Here is a 22,433-nt window from a genome sequence, read left to right on the forward strand (position 1 = left end):
TCTTGTGCGTGCATGGCGCCGTCCGTCAAGCGAGATCAGCCCGCAGCAGCTCCTCGGCCGTAAGCCTTGAGCTATAATAGTTCCGGTACCATTCCACGAAACGTCCCAATCCTTCATCAATCGTCGTCGTAGGCTTGAACCCGATATCACGGGCCAAATCATCGATATCCGCAAAGGTAGCCACCACATCACCCGGCTGCATCGGCTGGTAATCGATCTTCGCCTTCACGCCAAGCTTGCTCTCAATCGTTCGGATAAAGGTCATGAGCGCCTCCGGCTTATTGTTGCCGATGTTGTACACCTTAAAGGGGGCATAGCTGGAGCCGGGATCAGGATTTTCTCTGTCCCACAGCGGGCTTGGCGCTGGCGGACGTTCGTGAAGCCGGACAATGCCTTCTACAATGTCGTCAATATAGGTGAAATCCCGCTGCATCCGTCCTTCGTTGAACACTTTGATCGGCACGCCGCTGGCAATATCCCGCGTAAAGCTGAAGTAAGCCATGTCCGGCCTGCCCCAAGGTCCATAGACAGTGAAGAACCGCAGTCCCGTTGTCGGCAATCCGTACAGATGGCTGTAGGAATGCGCCATCAGCTCATTGGATTTTTTCGTTGCCGCGTACAGACTGACGGGATGATCCACATTGTCATGGATGCTGAACGGCATCTTCACATTGGCGCCATAGATCGAGCTGGAAGAAGCATACAGCAGATGGCGAACCCCGTGACGGCGGCAGCTTTCCAGCACATTGCCGAACCCGGTCAGATTCGATTCCAGATAAGCGAACGGATTCGTCAAGCTATAGCGCACCCCTGCTTGGGCAGCAAGATGAACGACAGATGTAATGCCATGCTGCTCGAACAGCGCATTCAAATCCTCGAACTTTGCAATATCCGCCTCAACGCCTGTAAAAGAGGAATTGCGGCGCAGCATCCCGAAGCGGTCCCTCTTCAGCTGCACATCATAATAATCGTTGAAATTATCCAGGCCCACGACGCGATTGCCGTCACGCATCAACCGTTCACTAAGGTGATATCCGATAAAACCGGCTGCTCCGGTAACTAATATGGTCATAAAGCTCCTACTCCCTTCGAATCATTCGATGCGTAGCCCTTATGCCCAGCCTTTGCTCTTGCGTCTGGACTGGCTCCTTTTGAAGCAACATAATCGCGGAAGGATTGCCAGAATGTCATCCGCTTATGGTCAAGCTTCGCCTTCGTATACTGCTTCGCCCGGGCAAAATTAGCCTCCGCTTGCTCCGCCATCCATGCTTTATTGCCGATTGCATTGGCAAGCAGATTCGCCAGCTGCTTATCATTGCCCGGCTTATGAAGCCATTCCGCTCCAATCAGCTCAGGAATGCCGCCCGCTGTCGAGGCAATAACCGGGCAAGCACGGCTCATAGCCTCAATCGTCGCTCGCGGCAGCCCCTCTTGAAAGCTCGGCTGAATGTAGAGGTCAAGCCCATCCAGCCATTGGAATACAGCACTGCCGCTCGGCAGCACGCCGTGGAAGGTGACTAGCTCCTTCACGCCAAGCCTGGCTGCCAGCGCCTGCCATCTCTCCGGCGAACCGTCTCCAAGAATGTGCAGCTCAAAGGGGGTCAGCCCTTTGGCAATACGGGCAATTGCCCGCAGAGCGGTCTCGATTCCTTTGGTCCGTCCATTCAACGAACCGATAAGCCCGATCCGGAAGGGAGTAAGGCTTCCATTCTCCAGCATCGTGGACGTAATACGCTGCAGCCGCTCCTCCAGCACGGATTCGGCCGGGATGGGAATTTCCACATTGGAGCAGGAGCCTTGAACGCCCGAAGACGCAAGCGGGTAACGCTGCTGCAGAAACTGCTCGGTCACATAGATGCCATACGGCGCGCGTCGCACCAGGCGCCGCGTCTTCCAGAGAGCGAGCGGTGCGTACAGCTTGCCTTGAGCGCTCCCGTAATTCCACAGCCCGTCCCACGCACAGGCGACCATCTCTATGGAATATGGCTTGCCAAGCTGGCGGGCAACACGGATCGCTTCACTGCCGATCTCGCTTGGCATCCGCGCAATAACTGCATCCGCCCCCCGGATAACCTCAGTCAAGCTTTGCTCTACATATCCCCGCTTCGTCAGCTTGTTGACGGGGTTGCTGAGTGAAGGCAGCACGAGAAAATCGACATTCGGCCCGCTGGACAGCGTCTTGCCCGCCATATCGGCAGAGGCGCCCGTCTTCTGCCCGCGGCAGGCGACGGTCACACGGTCAAATACCGACAGATACCGTTCCCATACCGCATAAGGCAGCTTGCCGCCGGAATAAAACTTCCCTGTTTCATTGAAATAAAAGGTATGGTCATGCGCCCAAACTACATGCATCCTTAGTCCCTCCTCTTATAATCGATCACAGCCGCCAGCGGCCTCTGTTCCCGCTCCTTGCCGATCGTCTTGACCGGCTTGGCCGGTACGCCAGCGGCAATGACACCAGGCGGCACGGAACGGGTAACTACTGCTCCTGCCGCAATTACTGTGCGGCTGCCGACCTTCACCCCGGCCAGAACCCGGACACCGCAGCCGATCCAGACATCGCTGCCGATATGAATCCGGTCGCAGACGACTGGGTTATCGCGAATCGCCATCGATTCATCGCTCCAAGTATGCTGGAACGATACGAGCGAGGACTGATGGGCGATCGATACATCATTATCGATGGACAGCTCGCCATAAGCATCCAGGTAGCACTGCTTATGAATACTTACATTGGAGCCAATCGACAGCCGCTCCCAATACTTGATCTCCACATTCCGTCCCACGAGGACATTATCCCCGCAGCGATGCGCCAGCCGCCGGAGCACACAGTAGCGGAAGGCTACGCCCGCAAGCTCTGGCAGCATGTCGCTAAGTATCCACATCCAGATCAGAATCGGCTTGGGTACGATTCGCATCAGGAGAACAATGCCGCTGAGCACCGGCTTGGCAGAGCGGAACAGATCACGACCCCGCATATGGCATTCCACTCCTTTGCTTCGATGGTAGTGATTGGGGCTGGAACCACTGGCGCGCCCATACGAGCGAATACGCCATTACGACGTAGAGCAGGGGAAGAACAGGCAGCTTCTTACGCACCATGTTATCTCCTACTGTTCCCAGGCCATATTCCAGCTCTCGGCCGGAGATGGATACATATCCAACGAGCACAAGCGTACAAGCATAGGTATACAACAGGACAAACGCGATGATGTAGAATGCCCTCGTTTCCTTGAAGCGGATAAAATTAAGCACCGATAGAACCAGCCCGCCTGTCATCCACAGCGCCTCAAACGTCCGGTACAGCAGCTCCGGATTCCAATTGCCCGGATTAACAGGATTCGGACTGAGGAAGAGAAACACCACCAGCAGGAATGAATTCATCAGACCGAGCGGACCGATCAGCATAACGAGCAGCGCCATCGCAGCCACCATAACCACAGCCGCCGTGCGGATCCGCTTCGTATACAGGAAATAGAAGCCGAAGGTATACACAATCGCATAATCTCTAAGTCCCGTCGAATACAGAAGCACAAGCAGGAACAGCACATATTTGCGTCTTAACAGCAGCCCTGCTCCGTACAAGCCAAGCAGCGCACAAGCAATATCCTTGGCGAACACCGAGGACATCAGCATGAACGCCGGACTGATCAGCAGTCCGAATATGACATAAGAATGGAACCTCGTCCGCTGTTCCTCTGGCATTTTATAGCTAAAATAACCTTCGTTCAGCCGGTACATCCCATTCACAACCAGAATGAGCAGGAGCGAGTTAAGCATGACGATCGAGAACGTATCCTCCAGCTGCAGCAGCTTGTAGAACGGCATGTAGATAAGGCCGAACATCGGGTAAGCCGACAGGTCATTCCACTGGTTCACAATATGGTCTGCAGCATAGGGGAAGAAATCCGAAATCCCCTGAAAGGCTCCAATCTGCTCAAAGTATCTCGTCTCATCCAGACCCGTCACCGGATCCTTCGTCATCGCATAGATCAGCTTGCCGCCCAGCATGATGCTAATCCCGGCAAACAGAGCCGCCGGCGTGTTCGGCCAACGAAGCAGCATGAAGAAGAAAGGGAGCAGCATGGCAAAAAAGAGGACGGTTCCCAGCTGCTGATCCAGCGGAAGCAGCAGTCTGCTCAGAAGCAGCAGCAGCACAATGTACAGCGCTGCGGCGAGCGGATGCTGCAGGGCGCGGTTAGCTTCCATACAACCGCTCCAATCTCCTCACACTGCTCGACATATTGAACCCAGAGCTCTCCAGCGCCGACAGCCTCGCCGGCCACTCAGGCTGAGGAGTAGCGGCAAGCTGGCGCAAACCCTCCACCCACTTGCCTGCGGCATCATCGAGCCTTAGCCTGCTTACAAGGCCCAGCTTCAAGTCTGCTTCATCCGGCACGCCTTCGGAGATGAGGCAAGGAACACCCGCAGCCTGCGCTTCGATCAGAACGATTCCGAGCCCTTCGAATTGTGAGGGCAGTATGAAGCCGTCTACTGCGCCGAGCAGCTCCGGGATATCTTTGCGCAGACCAAGAAACACAATATGGTCCCTCAGCCTCATCCCGTCTACTTTATCCTCGATAACTTGCCGATGCGGCCCATCCCCGATGAGCAGCAGCCTGGCATTAGAATGAAGCTGCAGATATTCCGCGAACCGGTCAATAAGAAAGCTGTGGTTCTTCATCGGCTGAAACCGTCCGATATGGGCGAACAATTGGGTGCACTCATCGCCGATGCCAAGCCGCTGCCTCAGCTCCGCCCGGTTGGACGGCAGCGATTCATAGGGGGTAAGCGCGATTGCATTCGGGAATACCTGCACCCGTGAATCCTGCCAGCAGCGAGCGCCGAACAGCGACTCGCAGGCGGCCCGCGAGCAGCCGAGCATATGCGTCGTATGCTTCAGAATAAGCCGCTGCATGTAGCGCTGGTACAGCCTCCGCACCAGCGATTGCTTGCCATTGCGGTGCACCGTATGGCTGTGGCTGATCCGCACCGGAATGCGGAGACCATGCGCCAGCTTGAGCACGTACCCGCTGAAGCCGAAGATATGGCTGTGTACGGCAGCATAGGGGCCGTGTCTGCGCACATTTGCTTCGAATGCGCGCTTGAATTTCTTCAACCCCCGCTGTGGATGCGGCTGGCGCAGGATGGTGCCGCCAAGCTCCTCTATTTCATCATCATAGAAGGCCCGCTCATCGCTCTGCACCGCAAAATGGAACTCGTACCGGTCGCGGTCCAGATGCCGGAATACATTCATCAGCAGCGTTTCAATTCCGCCCGGATGCATTTTGCCAACGACATGCAGAACTTTGATTTTATCTTTCATGGCAGTATGCTCCTGATATGCTTGAAGAGAAGATCCTTCTTATGGAGCATCGTATGAAGCGATTCAGCGGCAGGGCCGTCATCCAGACGCATGGCGGCAACTGCATCCGCAGCGGGCATATTGAAATCGACCAAATGTCCGTCCAGATCGAGGTCCCGGAATATGCTGGACAGCTTCTTGTCCCATATAATCCCGTATGTTGGCTTGCGCATGGAGATTGCCGGAAGACAGGCGTGAAGCCGCTGTGCAACAACAGCATCGCAATCCGCAATCTGGTTAATCAGCCCATCCACCGTTGACGGGTACGGGTAGAAGCTCATATTGGGAATTCCTCCGCAGCGGGGCTTCACCATCTGCTCGACGAAAGCATTATCCGTCTCCGCGCCATTGGTGAACACGCGAACCGAATAGCCTCGATCCGCCAATGCCGCCGCCGCTGACCGCCACCATTCGGCGCAGGTCTCGCGATCCCAGCGCAGCCCAGTGCTTCGCCTCATCTCATTGGGATCCATAATGCCGAGTCCGATTACCCTGGAGCTATGCGCTGCAGCAGGCGGATCAAGCACGCCAATGGCGGATGCTGCCGCATGGACGGGCGCTTCAAGCACGCCAACCGCGGATGAAGCATGAACGCCAGCAGCAGCTCGCTGAATCGTGTAAGCAGCGCCACTACGTGTTGACGATGACTTGACGCTTGATGCCAGCACCTCCTGGGTGAAGAGGGCAGGGTCGCTTAGGGCAACCATTTTCCCTGCCAGCGAGGCATCCACGCTTAGCATATAATTTCGCGATTCCTCATCCCTCACAGCGATTGTCGCTGCATAGCGGCATACGCTGCGAAACCATGCCCTGGCGGGCGGGCTCCAGGGCCCCCGGGCCCCTACGAGCATAATATGGAGCGGCTTGTGCTGCCTGGCCGCTTCTGCCGCTACCCGGCGTACAGCCAGCGGGAACGTCAGATACGTATCAATAAACAGATGCCCGCCGCCGATCATGACGACATCGCTTTGCGCCACCATCTCCCTAAGCTGGCCATTGATTCGTGAATGGTTGCGGCGATGAATCCAATAAGCCTTGGCCATCCGCAGACTGTCGGGCGTTGCCCGCTTCTTCAGGCCATCGCCATTCAGCCGATAGCTCCCGGGATGGCGGTCGCAAGCTTCATCCTCGCTGCTCTCGCCTGCAAATCGGCCATGCGTAAGATCAAAATGAATGACTTCATGAGGACCCTGCATTTGGATCAAATGAGTCAAGGTTCGAGCGATCAATCCATCCCCCAGATTCGGGGATTTCGGCACTCCGGCTAACAGTACAGTGGTCATAGAGTCCGTTCCTCTCCTTCATTATCCATCCGATTGTGATCTATTCCGTTGAATCTCCTGATTGCGGCGGCACTCCCTTCTTCGCGCGGCTCCCAAACGACCATACGGGTGTAATAATGCCGTATTTGCGCTTGATAGCTATTGCCATAACCGCATTCCAGGTTACAGCGGCGCAGCAGGATGCTGCTGCCGCGCCCGTCATGCCAAGCAGCGGAATGAGCGCCACACTTAGCGCCACATTCAATACTGTGGCTATGACGAGCACCCTTGTCAGCACGCGGTGATATCCCGTCATCGTCGCCATCGTCCCCGTCTGCCCGCAGTAAGCGCCGAACAGCTGTCCGGCGGATAATAGCAGCAGCGCCGGATATGCGGCTGTGAATTCTGCCCCGAACAATCCGAGAAGCGGACGCCCCGCAACGGCAAAGCCGATGAACACGACGGCAGCGAACGAGAATCCCGCTCTCCCCGATGTCGTGCATACTTGCTGAAGCTGGTTATGGTCCCTCCTGGCGTATGATTCCGACAAAAGCGGCGCGGCCGTCATATTAATAGCCGTTATGGCAAAGGAAACCAGTGTCGCCAGCCTGACCGCCGCCGAGAACAAGCCCGACTCTGTCTCGCTGTTCATCATTCCAAGGAGAAGCACGCTCAGCTGTCCCAGAATTAAATACATGCCGCCATTAACCATGAGCGACAGAGACAGCTTCAGCCAGTAGCGGGTTGCGTACTGTGTTTCTACCCCTGCGATCTGATCCCCGATCCGCTTCTTGAGCACGAATGCGCCGATCATATAGGACACCGCTACCGCCACTGCGAAGCAGATCATGGCAAGCCCCGAATCTGCTTCCCTGCCGAGCAGGAGAACAGCGATCAGCAGCAGCCCGATTGTGAGCAAGGGCCTTACAATCTTCTCCGGCATCTGTGCAAACAGCACATCCTTGAGTGCTTGCAGGGCGCTCTGCCTTAGTGTAGCCAGCGTAAGCAGCGGAATTGTGGCGAAGCCGACCGAATAGGTCACCAGCTGTGATCCGGTCATCTCGTTATAGCGCAAGCCAAGAATTGCAAAGCCGATCACAGTCACAGACAGCGATACGGCAAACCCGAGCTGATTCGCCCGCTTCAGCAGTCCTTTAATGAGCGCCCACTCGTCCTTCGCTTTCATAGCCGCCACCAGTCTGACGATAGAGGTATCGAAGCCGAGCTTCGCCGGAAAGACCAGGAAGGTAATCACCGTCGTGACAAAAGCATAGGTACCGTAAGCAGCCGCGCCCAGCAGCCGTGCAAGCACGATCTGCATAATAAGCGCAAGCCCCATTCCGGTTGAATTAAGCAAGAAGCTGATGCTGCCGCCGCGGGCAAGCACCTTTGTAATTGCGGCGGATTTGCCCGCAATCGGTTTTGCCAGCCTTTCTGCGTTGGCCATTCCTGTATAACCACCCCTGCATAGGTTGAAGTTTAGTTACGATACATTGCGGTAAGTCGGCACAAGATGCTTGAGTACGGCGCGTATTTCCTCCGGATGCTGCCCCAGCACCTGTTCCAGCTTCCGAATTTCAAATTCCAGCTCAGAGCGGTTGATTTGAGTAGGCTTGCCGATAAAAATCCGGTCATGCTTCGTCGATGACAGCCCCTCCTCATTCGTTAGCAGCTCCTCGAACAGCTTCTCGCCCTCGCGGATTCCGCTGAACTGAATATCGATATCAACATGCGGCTCGTAGCCGGACAGACGAATCAGATCGGCTGCCAGATCGTAAATTTTGACCGGCTTGCCCATATCGAGGATGAAGATTTCCCCGCCGCTGGCGAATGCTCCCGCTTGAATAACAAGCTGCACCGCTTCGGGAATCGTCATAAAATATCTCACCATATCCGGGTGCGTGACCGTAACCGGACCGCCCTTCACAATCTGTTCCTTGAAACGCGGAATAACGCTACCTCTGCTGCCGAGCACATTGCCGAACCGGACAGCGACGAATTTGGTTCTGCTGTGCTTGTCCAGACTCTGTATGAACATCTCGGCAATCCGCTTCGTTGTGCCCATGATGCTGGTTGGATTAACCGCCTTGTCCGTCGAGATCAGAACGAATCTCTCCGCCGCGAATTGATCCGCGCATTCAGCGACATTCTTCGTGCCGAACACATTGTTCTTGATCGCCTCGGACGGATTCCTCTCCATCAGCGGCACATGCTTGTGCGCAGCAGCATGGAATACAACCTGCGGACGAAATTTAGCAAACACATCCTCCATCCGTTTGCGGTCCTGCACATCTGCAATGACGGTCTCAATATGCAGCTCCGGATAAGTCGAGCGCAGTTCCATCTCGATTGTATAGATGCTGTTCTCCCCATGTCCCAGCAGCAGCAGCTTGGCGGGCCCGAAGGGAGCAATCTGACGGCATAGCTCTGAACCGATCGATCCTCCTGCTCCGGTAATAAGCACGGTCTTGGCTTCCACATAGTTGGCTATGTTGTCCAAATCTGTCCGAATGGGATCACGTCCCAGCAGGTCTTCTACGGAAACATCGCGAACACGGTTAACCGCGCTCCTCCCTTGAATCAGCTCCTGCAGATCCGGAACAATTTTGAGCCGGGCCTTCGTCGGCTTGCAAATATTGATAATGGCTGAAATTTGCGCCTTGGAGACCGAGGGCATCGCGATAATAATCTCATCAATCCCCTCGGATTCTGTTATGCGGGCAATGTCATGACGTCCGCCATAGACTGGCAGATCATATATCGTCAGCTGTTTCTTGTAAGGATCGTCATCGATGAAGCCTACCGGCACGAACTGCGCGGTATCATTCTGCAGCAGCTCCTTGGCAATGAGCGTGCCGCAGCTGCCGGCTCCGATGATGAGTGCCCGATGCCGGTCGCTGCGCTTGCGGGTTCCGAATTTATCACAGAAGGCTCTCCACAGCAGCCGTGGACCTGCCATCATGAAGATCATCCCTGTCAGATGGTGAAGGAGCAGCAGCTTAGGCACATCCCAGCCATAGATGGCATTGGTCAGCACGAACGGCACGATGCCTGTCCACAATGCGGCAGCGAGGATCGACAGCATCTCACTGACACCCGCGTACTGCCAGATGCGGCGATGAAGCTTCATTCTCATCATGCAGACGAGACCGACCGCACCCGCCATCAGAGTGTATACCAGCCACAGGCCTGGATGAGGCTCCATCCACGGATTGGCATACTGCATCCAGAAAGCAGCGGCCAAGCTCAGCACCACTGCCGACAAATCAAGAATAATTAACAGATGTGTTCGATAAGCTGCAAACATCCTTTAACCTCCTAAACGTATTTGGCTAACTAGACTTTCCGTAATTCCACAGTTTCACAGTTTCACAGTTTCACAGTTTCACAGTTTCACAGTTTCACAAATTCACAATTCACAATTCACAATTCACAATTCACTTCTCATTTCACAACTCCGCAATTACACTAGTTACACAACTCCGCAATCACATTCCTCAACTCTACACTCCACAACTCCGCAACTCTGCAATTCCCGCAATTACACTAGTTACACATTCCACAAATGTCGAACATTCTACATCCCACAATTACACAAATGTCGAACATTCTACATCCCACAATTACACAAATATCGAACATTCCTGCGAAAGAGCAGCCTTTTATCTCGTTTCCGCCTGTTGTAGACCAAATGCCTGCCAAAGGGCAGCAATTTCCCCGAATATCCCTTCTATCGTGCCATTCCGCCTCATATTCCTGCATAATTGCAGGCTTTCCGCCGTCCACCGCTTTTTCAACCGAAATTCCTGCTCTTACGCAGGTTTTCTTCTCCTCTTCGCGGCTGAAAACGTCGATCGTTGAAGCCTCAGTCCGCAACCTCCGCTACCCGGCAACCTGCGTTCTACGCAGCACCGATCAGGCTAAGCGAACTGCAGGCATAACGCTGGCAAAAGAGTTGAGCCGCTAGACCTCCTGCTGATACTCGTAATAATTGCTCCGGTCTCGGTTGGCGGTCTGGTTAAGCGCCACGCCGACAATTCTCGCCTGCACGAATTGCAGCATATCGCGGGCTTTCACAACCTGCTGGCGTTTCACGCTGCGGGCGTTGACGACTAATAGGACGCCATCACAGCGGGACGCCATAATTTGGGCATCACTCACAGCCAGCACCGGAGGCGTATCTATCAAGATGTGGTCATACTTTCCGCGCAGCTCCTCCAGCAGCTGATCCATCTTCCGGGAGCCGAGCAGCTCTGACGGATTGGGTGGAATAGAGCCCGAGGGCATAATGGACAGATTGGCGATATGCGTTTCCTTCACCGCTTCACTTGTTGCCGCCTTGCCGGTCAGCACATGTGTCAGCCCGCAGCGATTCGAGATCTGGAATGTATGATGCGCAGTCGGCTTGCGCAAATCGGCATCCACGAGCAGCACTGATTTCTCCGTCTGGGCATAAGCAACTGCCAGATTGTTGATCGTCGTCGTCTTGCCTTCCTTCGGATTAGCCGATGTCACCATCAGCAATTGAAGTGAACGGTCAACCTCGGCATATTGCAGATTCGTGCGCAGCGTCCGGTACGCCTCCGATATGGAGGATAGCGGATTAATATCCGTAATGATCGATCTGACATTAGTTTGATGCATGTGACGTTCCACCTGCCTTCGTCGGAATAATTCGCCGCTTCTGCTTGCCGCGCAGGTCGCTCTCGCGAATCGACGGCACAAGAACGAGCGTCGGCAGCCCCAAGTAGCGCTCTACATCAGCCTCGGTTTTGACCGTATCGTCAAAATAATCAAGCATCAGCACAAGCCCTACTCCCAGCAGCAGCGAAATGACAAAGCAGATCGCAATATTAAGCTTCGGGTTCGGCTTGATGGGCGCCGGCAGCTTATTCTCATTGGCCATATGCAGCAGATAGACGTTATCCACCTTCATAATCTTCGGAATTTGATTCTGGAACTCTTCCGAGATTGCATTGACGATGCGGGCCGCCTCTTTGTAATTCGTATGCGGATACGAGAGTGTGACAACCTGCGTACCGTTTACGGAGCTGAAGCGGATGTTGCGCATCAGTTCATCCGTCGTCACGTTGTACTCCGGATGCTTCTTGACCACCATATCCATGATCGCAGGGGTTCTTATAATTTCCTTGTAGGTGTTGATGAGGCTTATGTTCGTGTTGATGGCATTCAAATCAAGCTGCAGCATGCCTGGCTTGTCGTTCGCAGAATTGACTATGAGCTTCGTATTCGCTTGATAAACAGGCTTCAGCAGCATATAGCTTATGACACCGGAAGCAGTTGTCCCAAGAATAATGACAGCTATTACAATCCAGATCCGTTTGCGTATAAGCGACAAATAATGTTTCAAATCCAGTTCCTTGCTCAATTTGATTCGTACCTCCATCCTTTAGATCGAAACAGCGCTATGATCGAAACAGCGACCAGCCGCTGAATAATGACATCGCTCTTCTCCGCTGAAGCGGCGGCTTGCGAATGACCGGAATATTGTGCACGACTGCTCTTGCGTTGCGCTTATAGTAATCGACAATGTCTGTGCCGAACCGCTCGGCAGCGACACGATAAGCCAGACTGAGTTCATAGGGACGAGTAGTCTCGTTGTGTGCATCCGAAGCGATGAAATGAACCAGATTGCGCCGGCACAATTCCAGCGCTGCCGATTTCACCCGCTTGCCGAACCGCCCGGTTAATGAATGGGATGTAATCTGGCAGAGAGCGCCGCATTCTACAAGCGAAGCCAGCTTGTTCGGGTCTGCGGCAATCTCCGCATTCCGCTCCGGATGAGCGATAATGGGTCTCCACCCTGCGATCCCCAGCTCATGAACGGTCTCCTCGAATCGACTGGGCATACGAGAGGAAGGAAACTCCAGCAGCACATAGGAGGAAGTGCCAAGCGGCAGCAGACTGCCCGCATCCAGCTCTTCCAACAGCTGACCGTGGACACGTATTTCTTGTCCTGTCAGCACACGAAGCGGAATCCCCTGAAGCTCCAGCTCACCCTGAAGCTCCGCTGCATGCTGCCGGATAACTGCCGATTCCGTATCATATCGCCCTCTGTTGTAATGCGGCGTGGCAAATATAGTCGAGACACCATCACGAACCGCATTTCGAGCCATTCCGACAGCGTCCTTGAGCGAAATCGACCCATCGTCAAGACCATGCAGCAAATGACAATGTATGTCGATCAATGACATCTCCTCACTTTCCGCGGGCAATATTCTATTCCTGATTCAGACTGTAATATCAATGCTCGCTTGAGGCTGAACGGATGTAATGACAACCGTTTTTCCTAGCATGAAGGATAAAGGTAATATTTTGAATAGGTGTTCGTGTTTATTTTAGTTTTGTGTTATATAAGCTATCGTCCCTATTTTCAACGACCAAAAAAGACCGATATCGAGAGTAAAGTTGTATTTTATTTACATATTTATGTGATGTTGTTAATTATTTTGCGTCATTTACTCACATACGCACGCAGCGATTTTCCGTCAAAAGTCTTACAATTTACTTACACAACATATAGCTATTCCACTTAGAACGACAGGGGCTTTGCGCATTCTGACAGTTCCTGCATAGGTATTGCCCATCCCGATTCAGCCCAATCTTTTACAATTGGGGGAGGGTAAATAGTCGGATAATTACTTTTTCTGGGACATGTGTCTTACTTAATCGCTTCCAATTCAACCCTCTTTTATTGCTAAAAAGTATTCATCGCGCCATCTTCATAGATATTACCTATATAAAATATTGGTTATTCGTCTTGGACGGCTCAGTTTATGGGGATTATAGTAAGCAAGAAAGGACATTGAGAGGAGCACAGCTATGATACAATCCGTATTTTCCACCCTGCTTCAAGTGCTGGTCCCACTTTCGATACCCGTCATAGTCGGGATTTTATTGGGATATTTCAAGAATCTGGATACAAAACCGTTATCGATACTGTACTTATATGTGTTATCGCCAGCCATACTTCTGGAGACGCTGTATACAGCCAACATCTCATATGGGGATGTGTACAAGACGCTGGCCTTCTCGCTGCTTAATTTGCTGCTGCTGTGGGCTGTTGCAAGCGTGCTCGGGACAATGCTGAAGCTGCGCTCTTCCGAAGCAGCCGGTCTTACCCTCATTTCGACCTTCACGAACAGTGTCAATTATGGCCTGCCTCTCGTGCTGCTCGCATTCGGAAAGGCAGGCCTCGATGCCGCCTCGGTCTATGTGATCGGTCAAATGATTATTGTGAATACGGTCGGCGTCTTTTTGGCAGCCCGCTCCGAATTCTCGATGAAGAACGCCGTCAAATCTGTGTTCACGCTTCCCGCTATCTATGCGGCGGTATTTGCGCTTGTGCTTCGAATATTCGAGCTGCAGCTGCCAGCAGGCATCCATACGGGAATTGCTATGATCGCCGGAGCCTATTCTCCGGTTGTACTCACAATATTAGGGGTTCAGATGGTCAAAGTGAATGAGACGGAATTGGAACGGGGGCTTAAGACCGCTTTCTGGACAGGGCTATCCGTTCGGATGCTCTTGTCGCCGATTATCGCAGGCCTGGTGCTCTACATATTGAACATTGACGGCACACTATTCGCTGTCCTCTTCATTCTTGCTTCTATGCCTGTGGCCGTCAATGCGGTGGTGCTCGCGGAGAAATTCAATGCTTCTCCCAAACTAGTCTCCAAGTGCATTCTATGGACGACTCTTGGGTCTTTTATCATATTGCCGTTTCTTATTTCAATTGTACAATAATTGCTTATTCCAATTCGATGACGGTTATCTCCGGGCGGCAGAACAGCCTGAACGGCAAAATTGTTGTGCCAGTCCCGCGATTCGTATAAATATGCAGGTCTGACCCTGTAAGCCTGTATAAACCGCTGACATATTTCTTCCCTTGCGGTGGAGCGATCAGATGGCCGATCAGGGGCAGACGAATTTGACCGCCATGGCTGTGACCGGACAGCTGCAGCTTGATTTGCGGCCATTTGGCCGCTTTATCGGCGTAATCCGGCTCATGAGCAAGCAGAATAACAGTGCGATCATGGGCAATGCCTTGCATCGCCCCCTCCATATCCGGCGTCCCGTATATCAGATCGTCCAACCCTGCGATATAGAGACGCTGGCCTTCCTTTTCCACATAAGCATGCCTGTTGTCCAGCAGCTCAAAGCCAGCAGACGACCAGAAATTCCGCACATCCGCTGCGTCATGATAGTAATCATGATTGCCCAGTATCGCATATTTGCCGAGCGGGGCCGTCAGCCCACTCATCAGCTCCACGTAATCTCCGATTCCAGCCGTGTGCTGATCGACGAGATCGCCGGTGAAGCAGATGATGTCCGGCTTCAATTGTTCGATGCGGGAGGCAACAGCAGCAATCTCCTCCATTCCACAATAATGGCCGATATGCATATCACTGAAATGAACGATTGAAGTCCCTCGAAAAACAGCCAGCTCCGGAGAGCTCAGGATCGGAATTGTAATTCGCGTTATATCCAGCCAGTTCCGTTCCACAAAATAAGCATATATGGGCGTACCCGCCGCCGCAGCCACTCCACCGCCGATCAGCCGCTTCAGAAAGGCACGCCGCGTTATCCGTTGATTAATCTCCGCTTTCATTATCTTGCACCTCCATCCTTCGCTTCTATAACGATTCCAGGCCCCCTTCCGTTTCACTAATCCGCAAAGCCGAAAAAAAAAGAAGAGCTTCCGCTCTTCCTACCTTATAAAGGTTACCTTGACACGTTTGGATCGGGCAAAGTAAGCGATCCAGAGCACGCATAGCAGCGCTTGTCTCAATAATGCGCTGACGTAAGTAAGCAAGCTCGCGTCGCTTAATGTGGTCATAAGCAGCAGAAGCACCAGATCCACAAAGTAGAATAGCGTAACCCCGATATTAAAAATAATGAACAAACGGGGGAAATTGCTCCGTCTTCTCACGAATTTCACAAGCAGCACCAAGAGTGACAGGATGATCAGGAAATTCCCGATGAATTGGAACGGTATCGTAACTGCCCACGTGGAATCATAGAGTGGCGAAGCGGGATCACTATACTTGGATAGCTGAATAATTTTGGGCAATGTCACGAGCAGCAGGTTAATTCCCGCGTTAAAAAGGAACAGCCATAGGGCAATATGAACGATAATGAGCCAGCCGCCCAGTCCCTTCAAATGTATGTTGTCATAATAAAACGTTTCGTCCAGATTAGTTCCGGCAACCTTCTGCTTCGATTGATCCGATTGTTTGGCAATATCCATCTGTTGTACCTACTCTCCCCTTCTAGTCAATCATTGCTCTGATCCCGTTGTCTGGACGCTGTCAGAAGAACGGACCTTGCCAAGCTGAGTCGCCAGAAAAGCGATGAACAGCAGCAGCACAATGCCGATTCCAACTACAGAGCCGTTAACCGATACATTCATCTCGCTCAGTGTTAAGTATACGAATAATCCGGTAACCGTCAATGCGTTCTCTGTAAAATTCTGAATCGCTATCGTCTTGCCGGATCCGATCAGGCTCTTCCCTTCCTCCTGAAGCATCGTGTTAAGCGGAATAACGAAGATCCCGCCGAACAAGCCCGTGAAGAAGAGCAGTGTAACGGTTATCCATAGCTCGTACGTAAATGTCGCAATCATAACCGTTGTCACCATCAGTAATCCATAATAGAAGCCGCGATGCAGCTTGCCAGCTGGCACCCATCGCGGGGTGACGAATGCGCTGGCAACAACGCCGAGTGCAGTTACTCCAATGATCATTGACTGCTCATCGGTATCTGTTATTCCCAGATTAAGCGGCAGCCATGCGATCAGGGCAATACGCAGGACGGCAGCCGTCAGCCAGAAGGCGCCTGTTCCAATCAGCGAGAACCGGCTTCGCGGATTGCGGAACAATACAGCGGTATCCCGAAGGAATTGAAGGGATTCCCTGCCATAACGCAGCGAAGCATTGCCTGCCCGTGCCGGGATGATCAGAGTCATGAGCAGCGACAGCAGGTAGATGCCGAGACAGGTTAATATAGCCGGAAGATCAGAGCTTTGCGCCAGGAAGCCGCCGCTTACCGTACCGAGCAGAATAGCCAGTATGGTGGAGCCCTCGACTTTGGCGTTTGCGCTAAGCAGCTCTTTCTCCGAGGAAGTCAGCTCTGTCAGAATGCCGTATTTCCCCGGTGAATAGACAACTGCGCCGATTCCAACGAACAAGTAGCAGAGCGCAGGAGGCAATCCTAGCAGCAGCAGCCCGATGCCGGTAGCTTTCAACAGATTGCCGAGCAGCAGTATATGCGACTTGGCTTTCTTGTCAGCCAATGCGCCAACAATAGGCGCAAGCACGATATAGGCGCACAGAAACGCGATTTGGATGTAGGCCACCGTTCCATCCGGATTCTCTACCCCCTGCCGTTTCACCATTCCGACGATGAGGAAGAAATTCAAATTATCTGCAAATGCGCTTAAAAACTGTGTAAGCACGACTGTATTCAACGGCGACAGCATTTTTCTCAAACCAGTCAATAGACCCATCCTCTCTCTGTTTCCAGCCATTCCTTTTATCATATACCGAACCTTGCAGAGACTGGTAGAAGTTTTTCAGCTGAAAATGAATAAAATGTGTCGATTCCCGTGCCAAAGAGCGCAAGCTCCGTTATAATGAAGAAAGCACGTGAGATGAACACAAGGAGGCATGCCTTATGGCTGCAAGTCAAGCAAAGAAGAAGAGGCTGAAAGCTGTCAGCAGCGGCAAGCTCGATCCGGCAATCCACCGAAATGGATGGCAGGGCGTCAAGCCTGTAACACGCAGAACACCAACACTGCAGGAGACAATAAACAAGAACAATAAGAAGCACAATAAAAAGTGGAGCCGCGTCGGATACAACGAGGACTCCACTTTTTTGTTGCGGCTGGGGTGAAGCTCTTAGCTGCAACTACGGCTATTCATGTCTATTTCAGCGCAGCGGGCAGCTTAATTCCGATCAGCTTGCCTTCCGCCTGTATGATCAGATTCCCGCCTGTTTTCAGTGTTGCTCCATAGTCGCGCGACCCTGTCTTGACACTGAACACTGCTTTGGTTGTCATCACATCAAAGGCATGAAACATGCCGTCTGATTGTGCCCTGTAGATGCCATTGCCGTAAACCTCGATTCTCTTCGCAGGATTGTCGCCCGTCCAGCCCACTTGCTGTCCCGTCACCAGCTTCATGCCGACCAGATCACCTGTCTTGTAATCCTGGAACAGCATGCGTCCTTGATGAATCCGCTGCAGCGAGCCGACCTCCCCATATGGCTTGTTCCACTTCTGCACAGGTGCCCCGCCTGCCTTATAGTCCGCAAAGTCATATTGGGCAATGACCAGCCCTTGATGAATATACAGCGCATCACCATCCAGAAATGCGCCGCCGTTAATACCCGATTGGGTATAGGGCGGTCCACCCGGAAGCTTCCAGCTGTAGACACGTTCCCCCTTCACTGCTCCGCTCTTGACATTGATAACACTGATCTTGACACTTCGCTCAGGCGTGTCATCCGCGAACGGGTATGGATCTTGAACGGAGTAAAGCAGTCCGCCCTTAATTTGAAGCGGCATATCCTGCCGGAAGTGGCTCCACAGCTTCTTGCCGGTTGTATCATCAAAACCGTCGATTTGGACAGATGTCAGAGCTCCTTGCACGAGGAAGGAGCGAATGACAACACCATCTGCTACGATAGGAGCACTGCCGCCTCCACTGGAATTCGGTTCCTCCGCTGTCCACAGATATTTCCCTGATCCCAGCGCCAAGGCTGTCATCTTATTGCCCAGCAATACATACGCCTTATGACCCATCGCTACGATAGAATCTGCTGTGCCATAGGCGGCAGAGGATATCCACTGCTGCTTGCCATTCTTGGCATTAAGCGAGAATACTCTGCCTTCCTTCGTTTGCCCTATTACAGAGCCGCCGTGATAGATTACGATAGGGATGAGCTTATTCCCGTAGCTCCACAGCTTCTTGCCGCTGGCAGCATCGACTGCAATCAGCTTCCCGCCAGCGAAAGCAAACACTTTGCCATCCTCAGCCTTCGCCTGATTCTGAATGAGCGTGTCCCTGTCATTCCGGCTGTCTACGTCGATGGTCCATGCCGGCTTTACAATCGGCGCTGATAACTGATTCTGTCCCCAGTTATGCAGGGACAGCGCCGGCTGCTCTGCACTGACACCTGCTGGCATTGTTGATAAACCGACTCCGGCAGCAAGTACAATTGCCATGCCTGCACGAAGCATATATCTATTCTTGTTCTTGTTTTTGTTCTCGACATTGCGCATCATCGGTTCACTCTCCCAATCACTTATGAGGTATACTGTACTGCTACCCTTCTAACGTCAGGAGGAGGACTAATGTTGCTTGTCGAGATAATGCTGGATAAATCTATCGCAATCTGCTAGATTACTTCCAATGATAAGTTATGGAAGGGCGACTCGATCAATGGAAGCATTCGCATACGGTTTATTGATGGCTCTAGGCCTTATTCTGCCGCTAGGCGTCCAGAATTTATATGTACTCACTCAGGGGATGCTCCAGCCTTCATTATTGAAGGGACTGCCCACCTCGATTACGGCCTCGCTCAGTGATACCTTCCTCATCCTGCTCTCCGTTACTGGCTTGAATGCCGTCATTGCTGCCGTTCCGGAGCTGGCGATTGTCATGAACGTAGCAGGTATCCTCTTCCTCTGGTATATGGGCTACCGGGCATGGCAATCCGAAGCCTTCTCAGGCGCAGGGAACAGCGCAGGAGATGCCACCGTGAAGAAACAGATACTATTCACTCTGTCCGTATCGCTGCTGAATCCGCATGCCATCATCGATACATTAAGCGTCATCGGAGCTAGCTCGCTGCATTATGAAGGGCGTGAGCAATTGCTATTCTTATCTGCTTGCATCCTTGTTTCGTGGCTCTGGTTTCATGGCTTGCTGCTGCTTGGACGTATTGTCGTGCACTCTAACCGCACAAGAGGCTGGTTCAACTATCTGAATCAACTTTCCGCCCTGCTGTTATGGGGCTCATCGCTTCTGCTGCTGCGCAATTTGCTCTCTTAATTGGTTCAGCTCCATAATGCCATATATGTGCCTGCTAACAGATCATTGCCAATTGTTATGAATAGACATGATTGCCATCGGAAACCATATGCACATCAATGGGGAAGGATGGCACCGGATCATGAAACTGCCGCATAATGACCAATCGAGTGAACACAAGCCCGATCTGGAAACGCATATACCCGATATTATCGAGCATCTGCAGCGCTTGTTCACCGATGCGCCGGACCTGGTTATCCGCAAGCTATCCATTATGCAGACTGGCGAGGCGGCTGTTCTTGCCTACCTTGACGGGCTGACAGACAAAAATTCCATCAATAAAGATGTGCTCTACCCGCTTCAATTCATAGGCGGAGGCGGCGAGCCCGGCAGCGAGCTGTATGTGACGGTCGGACACATCGTGCCCTACACAACGTGGAGCCATATAATTGAAGCGTTACTTAACGGGGACAGTGTTCTGTTCGTTGAGGGGAGAAGCGAGTGCTACGCGCTCGACACGAAGGGATGGCCGCAGCGCGCTATTGAGGATCCCCAGCTTGAGCCTTCTCTGAAGGGAGCGCATCAGGGATTTCTGGAGACTGGCTCGCAGAATATTGCATTGATCCGCCGCTACATCCCTAACCGAGAGCTCAAGATCAAGCAGTTGGCGGTGGGCAAGCGCGGACCAGCCTCTGTATCGATTCTCTATTTGGAGGATGTCACTAACAAGGAGTTTCTAAAGCGGCTGGAGGACAGAATTAAAGGAATTAACGTGGATGTCATCATTAATACAGGGGAGCTCGTAGAGTTTATCGAGGATAATCCATACTCCCTCTTCCCGCAATTAATTTCTACTGAGCGCCCGGATGCCGCCGCCTCCCAGATTCTGCAGGGCAGATGCGCTGTAGTCGTGGACCGCTCTCCAAGCGTGCTTGTCGGTCCCGTTAACTTCATGGCATTCTTCCAAAGCATTGACGATTACAGCACCCGCTGGTCCATTGCCACCTTTCTGCGCATGCTTCGCATTGCCGCTTTTTTCATCGCTGCTTTTCTTCCCGCATTGTATATTGCCGTTGTTTCCTATCATTTTGAAATTATTCCGATGAAATTGCTGATTACGCTTGGGGAATCCAGGGGCAGAGTGCCGCTTCCGCCCTTTGTCGAAGCAGTCCTTATGGAGATTACACTGGAAATTCTGCGCGAAGCCGGAGTACGGCTCCCCGCCCCTGTTGGTCAAACAGTCGGTATAGTTGGAGGTATCGTCATCGGCCAGGCGGTCGTTCAAGCTGGCCTCATTAGCAATGTTATGGTCGTCGTTGTGGCTTTCACCGGCATCTCATCCTTTATTCTGCCCAATTATGACATGGTCGCGGCCGTCCGTCTTATTCGCTTCATCCTGATGATTCTTGCGTCCCTATTCGGGTTTGTGGGGATTATTATCGGGCTTATCGTGATGATTGAGCAGATTATTGCACTCAGATCGCTCGGTATGCCTTATGGCATACCTTTAGCACCTATGCGGTTCGCCGATCTTAAAGACACATTCATACGGGCGCCTCTGTGGCTTATGAACAAGCGGCCGATCAGCACTTCACCGCTGCAGAACAGGAGACAAGGCAAGAGCCGCTTTCAGGAGGAGGAGGAGGAGAAAAAGGAATGAAGAAGGTCTACTCCGGTCATGAAATTACCTCGCTTCAGTACATCTTTCTCCTCTCCGGCATTCAAGTTGGCGTCGCTGTTCTGTCGCTGCCGAGAAAGCTGGCCGAAACGGCCGGAACCGATGGCTGGATCAGCATCATTATCGGATGGCTGATCAGTACGGCAGCAAGCCTGATCATTGTCCAAATTATGAAGAATAGTCCCAATGGCAGTCTGCCTGATTGGGCAGCTGGAGTTATGGGCATGTGGGCAGGCAAAGCCGTTGCATTCCTTCTCGCGCTCTACTTCTGCTTCCTTCTGTTCGACGGGCTTACCAAAACGGTCATGATCACCAAAATATGGCTATTACCCAATACACCTTCCTATATCATCATGATTCTGCTCCTTGTACCTACATATATGATCGCACGTCACGGCCCGCGTATCGTTGGCCGGTACTGCGAGCTGATTGTCTACATTTGCTTGTGGATTCCAATCATCTATCTAATACCGCTGAAGCATTCCCACTTTCTTCATCTGCTTCCTCCTCTGAAGGAGGGCTGGCAGCCGGTATTGACGGGCGTCAAAGAGATTATTTACCCTTCGCTCGGGATGGTGGCTACTTTCGTCCTTTATCCTTTTTTGAAGCATAAGGAGAAGGCCGGGGCTGCTGTTGTGGCCTCCAATACACTGACGATGGCCTCCTATTTGTTCATTACACTCATCTGCTTTGTCTATTACAGCCCGGATGAGATCACGGAATACAATAATCCCGTCATCAGTATATTGAAATCCATAGAATTCCGGTTCATCGAACGGATCGAGGTTCCTTTCATCGCCTTCTATTTAACCGTATTCTCACTGGTATGGATTCCCGCGATGTATCTGACCACCTTTTGCTCAAGCTGGTTGTTCGGCAGAACAGATAGCCGCGGCCACCTGCGGGTTCTCTGCATTGCTACAGCCATCGCCACCTACTTCTATACGCCGACCTACCGCCAGAACTGGGTGATCGAGCAGATATTGACCGCCTTCGGCCTCGGTATAGAATATATATTCCCAGTGCTCCTGCTGGCCTTCATTGCAGTACATAACCGGATGCGAAGGAGTTAA

At 52.5% G+C, this 22,433-nt stretch carries 20 protein-coding genes; 5 read left to right on the plus strand and 15 right to left on the minus strand.

Annotation, left to right across the window (positions count from 1 at the left end; genetic code table 11):
- Positions 1–25: 25 nt before the first annotated feature.
- The 11 genes from K0T92_RS05870 to K0T92_RS05920 form a co-directional block, all read right to left on the minus strand.
- The gene (locus K0T92_RS05870; RefSeq protein WP_219871489.1) at positions 26–1,072 is read right to left on the minus strand and encodes an NAD-dependent epimerase; all 1,047 of its coding nucleotides are present in this window, start codon (positions 1,070–1,072) and stop codon (positions 26–28) included.
- Positions 1,069–2,352 (minus strand): glycosyltransferase, encoded by a 1,284-nt coding sequence (locus K0T92_RS05875; protein ID WP_219871490.1) that lies wholly within the window; start codon positions 2,350–2,352, stop codon positions 1,069–1,071. The genes K0T92_RS05870 and K0T92_RS05875 overlap by 4 nt, the downstream gene beginning before the upstream one ends.
- A gap of 2 nt (positions 2,353–2,354) precedes the next feature.
- Entirely contained in the window at positions 2,355–2,978 is a 624-nt protein-coding gene (locus K0T92_RS05880; protein ID WP_219871491.1) for an acyltransferase, read from the minus strand.
- A complete protein-coding gene (locus tag K0T92_RS05885) occupies positions 2,965–4,209 on the minus strand; it encodes a hypothetical protein (protein ID WP_219871492.1) in 1,245 nt (414 codons plus the stop codon). The genes K0T92_RS05880 and K0T92_RS05885 overlap by 14 nt, the downstream gene beginning before the upstream one ends.
- Entirely contained in the window at positions 4,199–5,326 is a 1,128-nt protein-coding gene (locus tag K0T92_RS05890) for a glycosyltransferase (protein ID WP_219871493.1), read from the minus strand. Before K0T92_RS05890 ends, K0T92_RS05885 begins: the two co-directional genes overlap by 11 nt.
- Complete coding sequence (locus K0T92_RS05895; protein WP_219871494.1) at positions 5,323–6,648, minus strand: polysaccharide pyruvyl transferase family protein; 1,326 nt, start codon at positions 6,646–6,648, stop codon at positions 5,323–5,325. The genes K0T92_RS05890 and K0T92_RS05895 overlap by 4 nt, the downstream gene beginning before the upstream one ends.
- Before the next feature lie 40 nt (positions 6,649–6,688).
- Positions 6,689–8,074, minus strand: a complete 1,386-nt coding sequence (locus K0T92_RS05900) for an oligosaccharide flippase family protein (RefSeq protein WP_219871495.1) — start codon at positions 8,072–8,074, stop codon at positions 6,689–6,691.
- A 36-nt stretch (positions 8,075–8,110) separates the two neighbouring features.
- Positions 8,111–9,934, minus strand: coding sequence for a polysaccharide biosynthesis protein (locus tag K0T92_RS05905; RefSeq protein ID WP_219871496.1), 1,824 nt, complete (start codon positions 9,932–9,934; stop codon positions 8,111–8,113).
- Positions 9,935–10,590: 656 nt separating this feature from the next.
- Positions 10,591–11,271 (minus strand): CpsD/CapB family tyrosine-protein kinase, encoded by a 681-nt coding sequence (locus K0T92_RS05910; protein ID WP_219871497.1) that lies wholly within the window; start codon positions 11,269–11,271, stop codon positions 10,591–10,593.
- Entirely contained in the window at positions 11,258–12,016 is a 759-nt protein-coding gene (locus K0T92_RS05915; RefSeq protein ID WP_219871498.1) for a YveK family protein, read from the minus strand. Before K0T92_RS05915 ends, K0T92_RS05910 begins: the two co-directional genes overlap by 14 nt.
- A 37-nt stretch (positions 12,017–12,053) precedes the next feature.
- A complete protein-coding gene (locus K0T92_RS05920) occupies positions 12,054–12,836 on the minus strand; it encodes a tyrosine-protein phosphatase (protein ID WP_219871499.1) in 783 nt (260 codons plus the stop codon).
- A gap of 634 nt (positions 12,837–13,470) precedes the next feature.
- On the opposite strand from K0T92_RS05920, the gene K0T92_RS05925 reads away from it, so the two are divergent.
- Positions 13,471–14,394, plus strand: a complete 924-nt coding sequence (locus K0T92_RS05925; protein ID WP_219871500.1) for an AEC family transporter — start codon at positions 13,471–13,473, stop codon at positions 14,392–14,394.
- Between the two features lie 4 nt (positions 14,395–14,398).
- Here the strand turns inward: K0T92_RS05925 and K0T92_RS05930 are convergent, their stop codons facing one another.
- From K0T92_RS05930 to lplT, 3 genes are all read right to left on the minus strand, one after another.
- Complete coding sequence (locus tag K0T92_RS05930; RefSeq protein WP_219871501.1) at positions 14,399–15,259, minus strand: metallophosphoesterase; 861 nt, start codon at positions 15,257–15,259, stop codon at positions 14,399–14,401.
- Between the two features lie 99 nt (positions 15,260–15,358).
- Entirely contained in the window at positions 15,359–15,898 is a 540-nt protein-coding gene (locus tag K0T92_RS05935; RefSeq protein WP_219871502.1) for a DUF2569 family protein, read from the minus strand.
- Between the two features lie 30 nt (positions 15,899–15,928).
- Complete coding sequence (lplT, locus tag K0T92_RS05940) at positions 15,929–17,146, minus strand: lysophospholipid transporter LplT (protein WP_219871503.1); 1,218 nt, start codon at positions 17,144–17,146, stop codon at positions 15,929–15,931.
- Between the two features lie 176 nt (positions 17,147–17,322).
- On the opposite strand from lplT, the gene K0T92_RS05945 reads away from it, so the two are divergent.
- Positions 17,323–17,541, plus strand: a complete 219-nt coding sequence (locus K0T92_RS05945; protein WP_219871504.1) for a hypothetical protein — start codon at positions 17,323–17,325, stop codon at positions 17,539–17,541.
- Between the two features lie 31 nt (positions 17,542–17,572).
- On the opposite strand, the gene K0T92_RS05950 is transcribed toward K0T92_RS05945, so the two are convergent.
- On the minus strand, positions 17,573–18,934 hold the full coding sequence (locus K0T92_RS05950) for an outer membrane protein assembly factor BamB (protein WP_219871505.1): 1,362 nt from the start codon (positions 18,932–18,934) through the stop codon (positions 17,573–17,575).
- Positions 18,935–19,091: 157 nt separating this feature from the next.
- Between K0T92_RS05950 and K0T92_RS05955 the strand changes: the two genes are divergently transcribed.
- The 3 genes from K0T92_RS05955 (at position 19,092) to K0T92_RS05965 (ending at position 22,433) form a co-directional block, all read left to right on the plus strand.
- Positions 19,092–19,703, plus strand: coding sequence for a LysE/ArgO family amino acid transporter (locus K0T92_RS05955; RefSeq protein ID WP_219871506.1), 612 nt, complete (start codon positions 19,092–19,094; stop codon positions 19,701–19,703).
- Positions 19,704–19,824: 121 nt separating this feature from the next.
- Positions 19,825–21,342, plus strand: a complete 1,518-nt coding sequence (locus K0T92_RS05960; RefSeq protein ID WP_246627902.1) for a spore germination protein — start codon at positions 19,825–19,827, stop codon at positions 21,340–21,342.
- A complete protein-coding gene (locus K0T92_RS05965; protein ID WP_219871507.1) occupies positions 21,339–22,433 on the plus strand; it encodes a GerAB/ArcD/ProY family transporter in 1,095 nt (364 codons plus the stop codon). The genes K0T92_RS05960 and K0T92_RS05965 overlap by 4 nt, the downstream gene beginning before the upstream one ends.

This window comes from Paenibacillus oenotherae (assembly GCF_019443105.1).
Classification (GTDB): domain Bacteria; phylum Bacillota; class Bacilli; order Paenibacillales; family Paenibacillaceae; genus Paenibacillus_Z; species Paenibacillus_Z oenotherae.

Excerpts from the sequence above, each read along its gene's own strand:
- K0T92_RS05870 (WP_219871489.1), bottom strand. The coding sequence starts at position 1,072 with ATGACCATATTAGTTACCGGAGCAGCCGGTTTTATCGGATATCACCTT.
- K0T92_RS05875 (WP_219871490.1), bottom strand. The coding sequence starts at position 2,352 with ATGCATGTAGTTTGGGCGCATGACCATACCTTTTATTTCAATGAAACA.
- K0T92_RS05880 (WP_219871491.1), bottom strand. The coding sequence starts at position 2,978 with ATGCGGGGTCGTGATCTGTTCCGCTCTGCCAAGCCGGTGCTCAGCGGC.
- K0T92_RS05885 (WP_219871492.1), bottom strand. The coding sequence starts at position 4,209 with ATGGAAGCTAACCGCGCCCTGCAGCATCCGCTCGCCGCAGCGCTGTAC.
- K0T92_RS05890 (WP_219871493.1), bottom strand. The coding sequence starts at position 5,326 with ATGAAAGATAAAATCAAAGTTCTGCATGTCGTTGGCAAAATGCATCCG.
- K0T92_RS05895 (WP_219871494.1), bottom strand. The coding sequence starts at position 6,648 with ATGACCACTGTACTGTTAGCCGGAGTGCCGAAATCCCCGAATCTGGGG.
- K0T92_RS05900 (WP_219871495.1), bottom strand. The coding sequence starts at position 8,074 with ATGGCCAACGCAGAAAGGCTGGCAAAACCGATTGCGGGCAAATCCGCC.
- K0T92_RS05905 (WP_219871496.1), bottom strand. The coding sequence starts at position 9,934 with ATGTTTGCAGCTTATCGAACACATCTGTTAATTATTCTTGATTTGTCG.
- K0T92_RS05910 (WP_219871497.1), bottom strand. The coding sequence starts at position 11,271 with ATGCATCAAACTAATGTCAGATCGATCATTACGGATATTAATCCGCTA.
- K0T92_RS05925 (WP_219871500.1), top strand. The coding sequence starts at position 13,471 with ATGATACAATCCGTATTTTCCACCCTGCTTCAAGTGCTGGTCCCACTT.
- K0T92_RS05930 (WP_219871501.1), bottom strand. The coding sequence starts at position 15,259 with ATGAAAGCGGAGATTAATCAACGGATAACGCGGCGTGCCTTTCTGAAG.
- K0T92_RS05935 (WP_219871502.1), bottom strand. The coding sequence starts at position 15,898 with ATGGATATTGCCAAACAATCGGATCAATCGAAGCAGAAGGTTGCCGGA.
- K0T92_RS05945 (WP_219871504.1), top strand. The coding sequence starts at position 17,323 with ATGGCTGCAAGTCAAGCAAAGAAGAAGAGGCTGAAAGCTGTCAGCAGC.
- K0T92_RS05950 (WP_219871505.1), bottom strand. The coding sequence starts at position 18,934 with ATGATGCGCAATGTCGAGAACAAAAACAAGAACAAGAATAGATATATG.
- K0T92_RS05955 (WP_219871506.1), top strand. The coding sequence starts at position 19,092 with ATGGAAGCATTCGCATACGGTTTATTGATGGCTCTAGGCCTTATTCTG.
- K0T92_RS05960 (WP_246627902.1), top strand. The coding sequence starts at position 19,825 with ATGAAACTGCCGCATAATGACCAATCGAGTGAACACAAGCCCGATCTG.
- K0T92_RS05965 (WP_219871507.1), top strand. The coding sequence starts at position 21,339 with ATGAAGAAGGTCTACTCCGGTCATGAAATTACCTCGCTTCAGTACATC.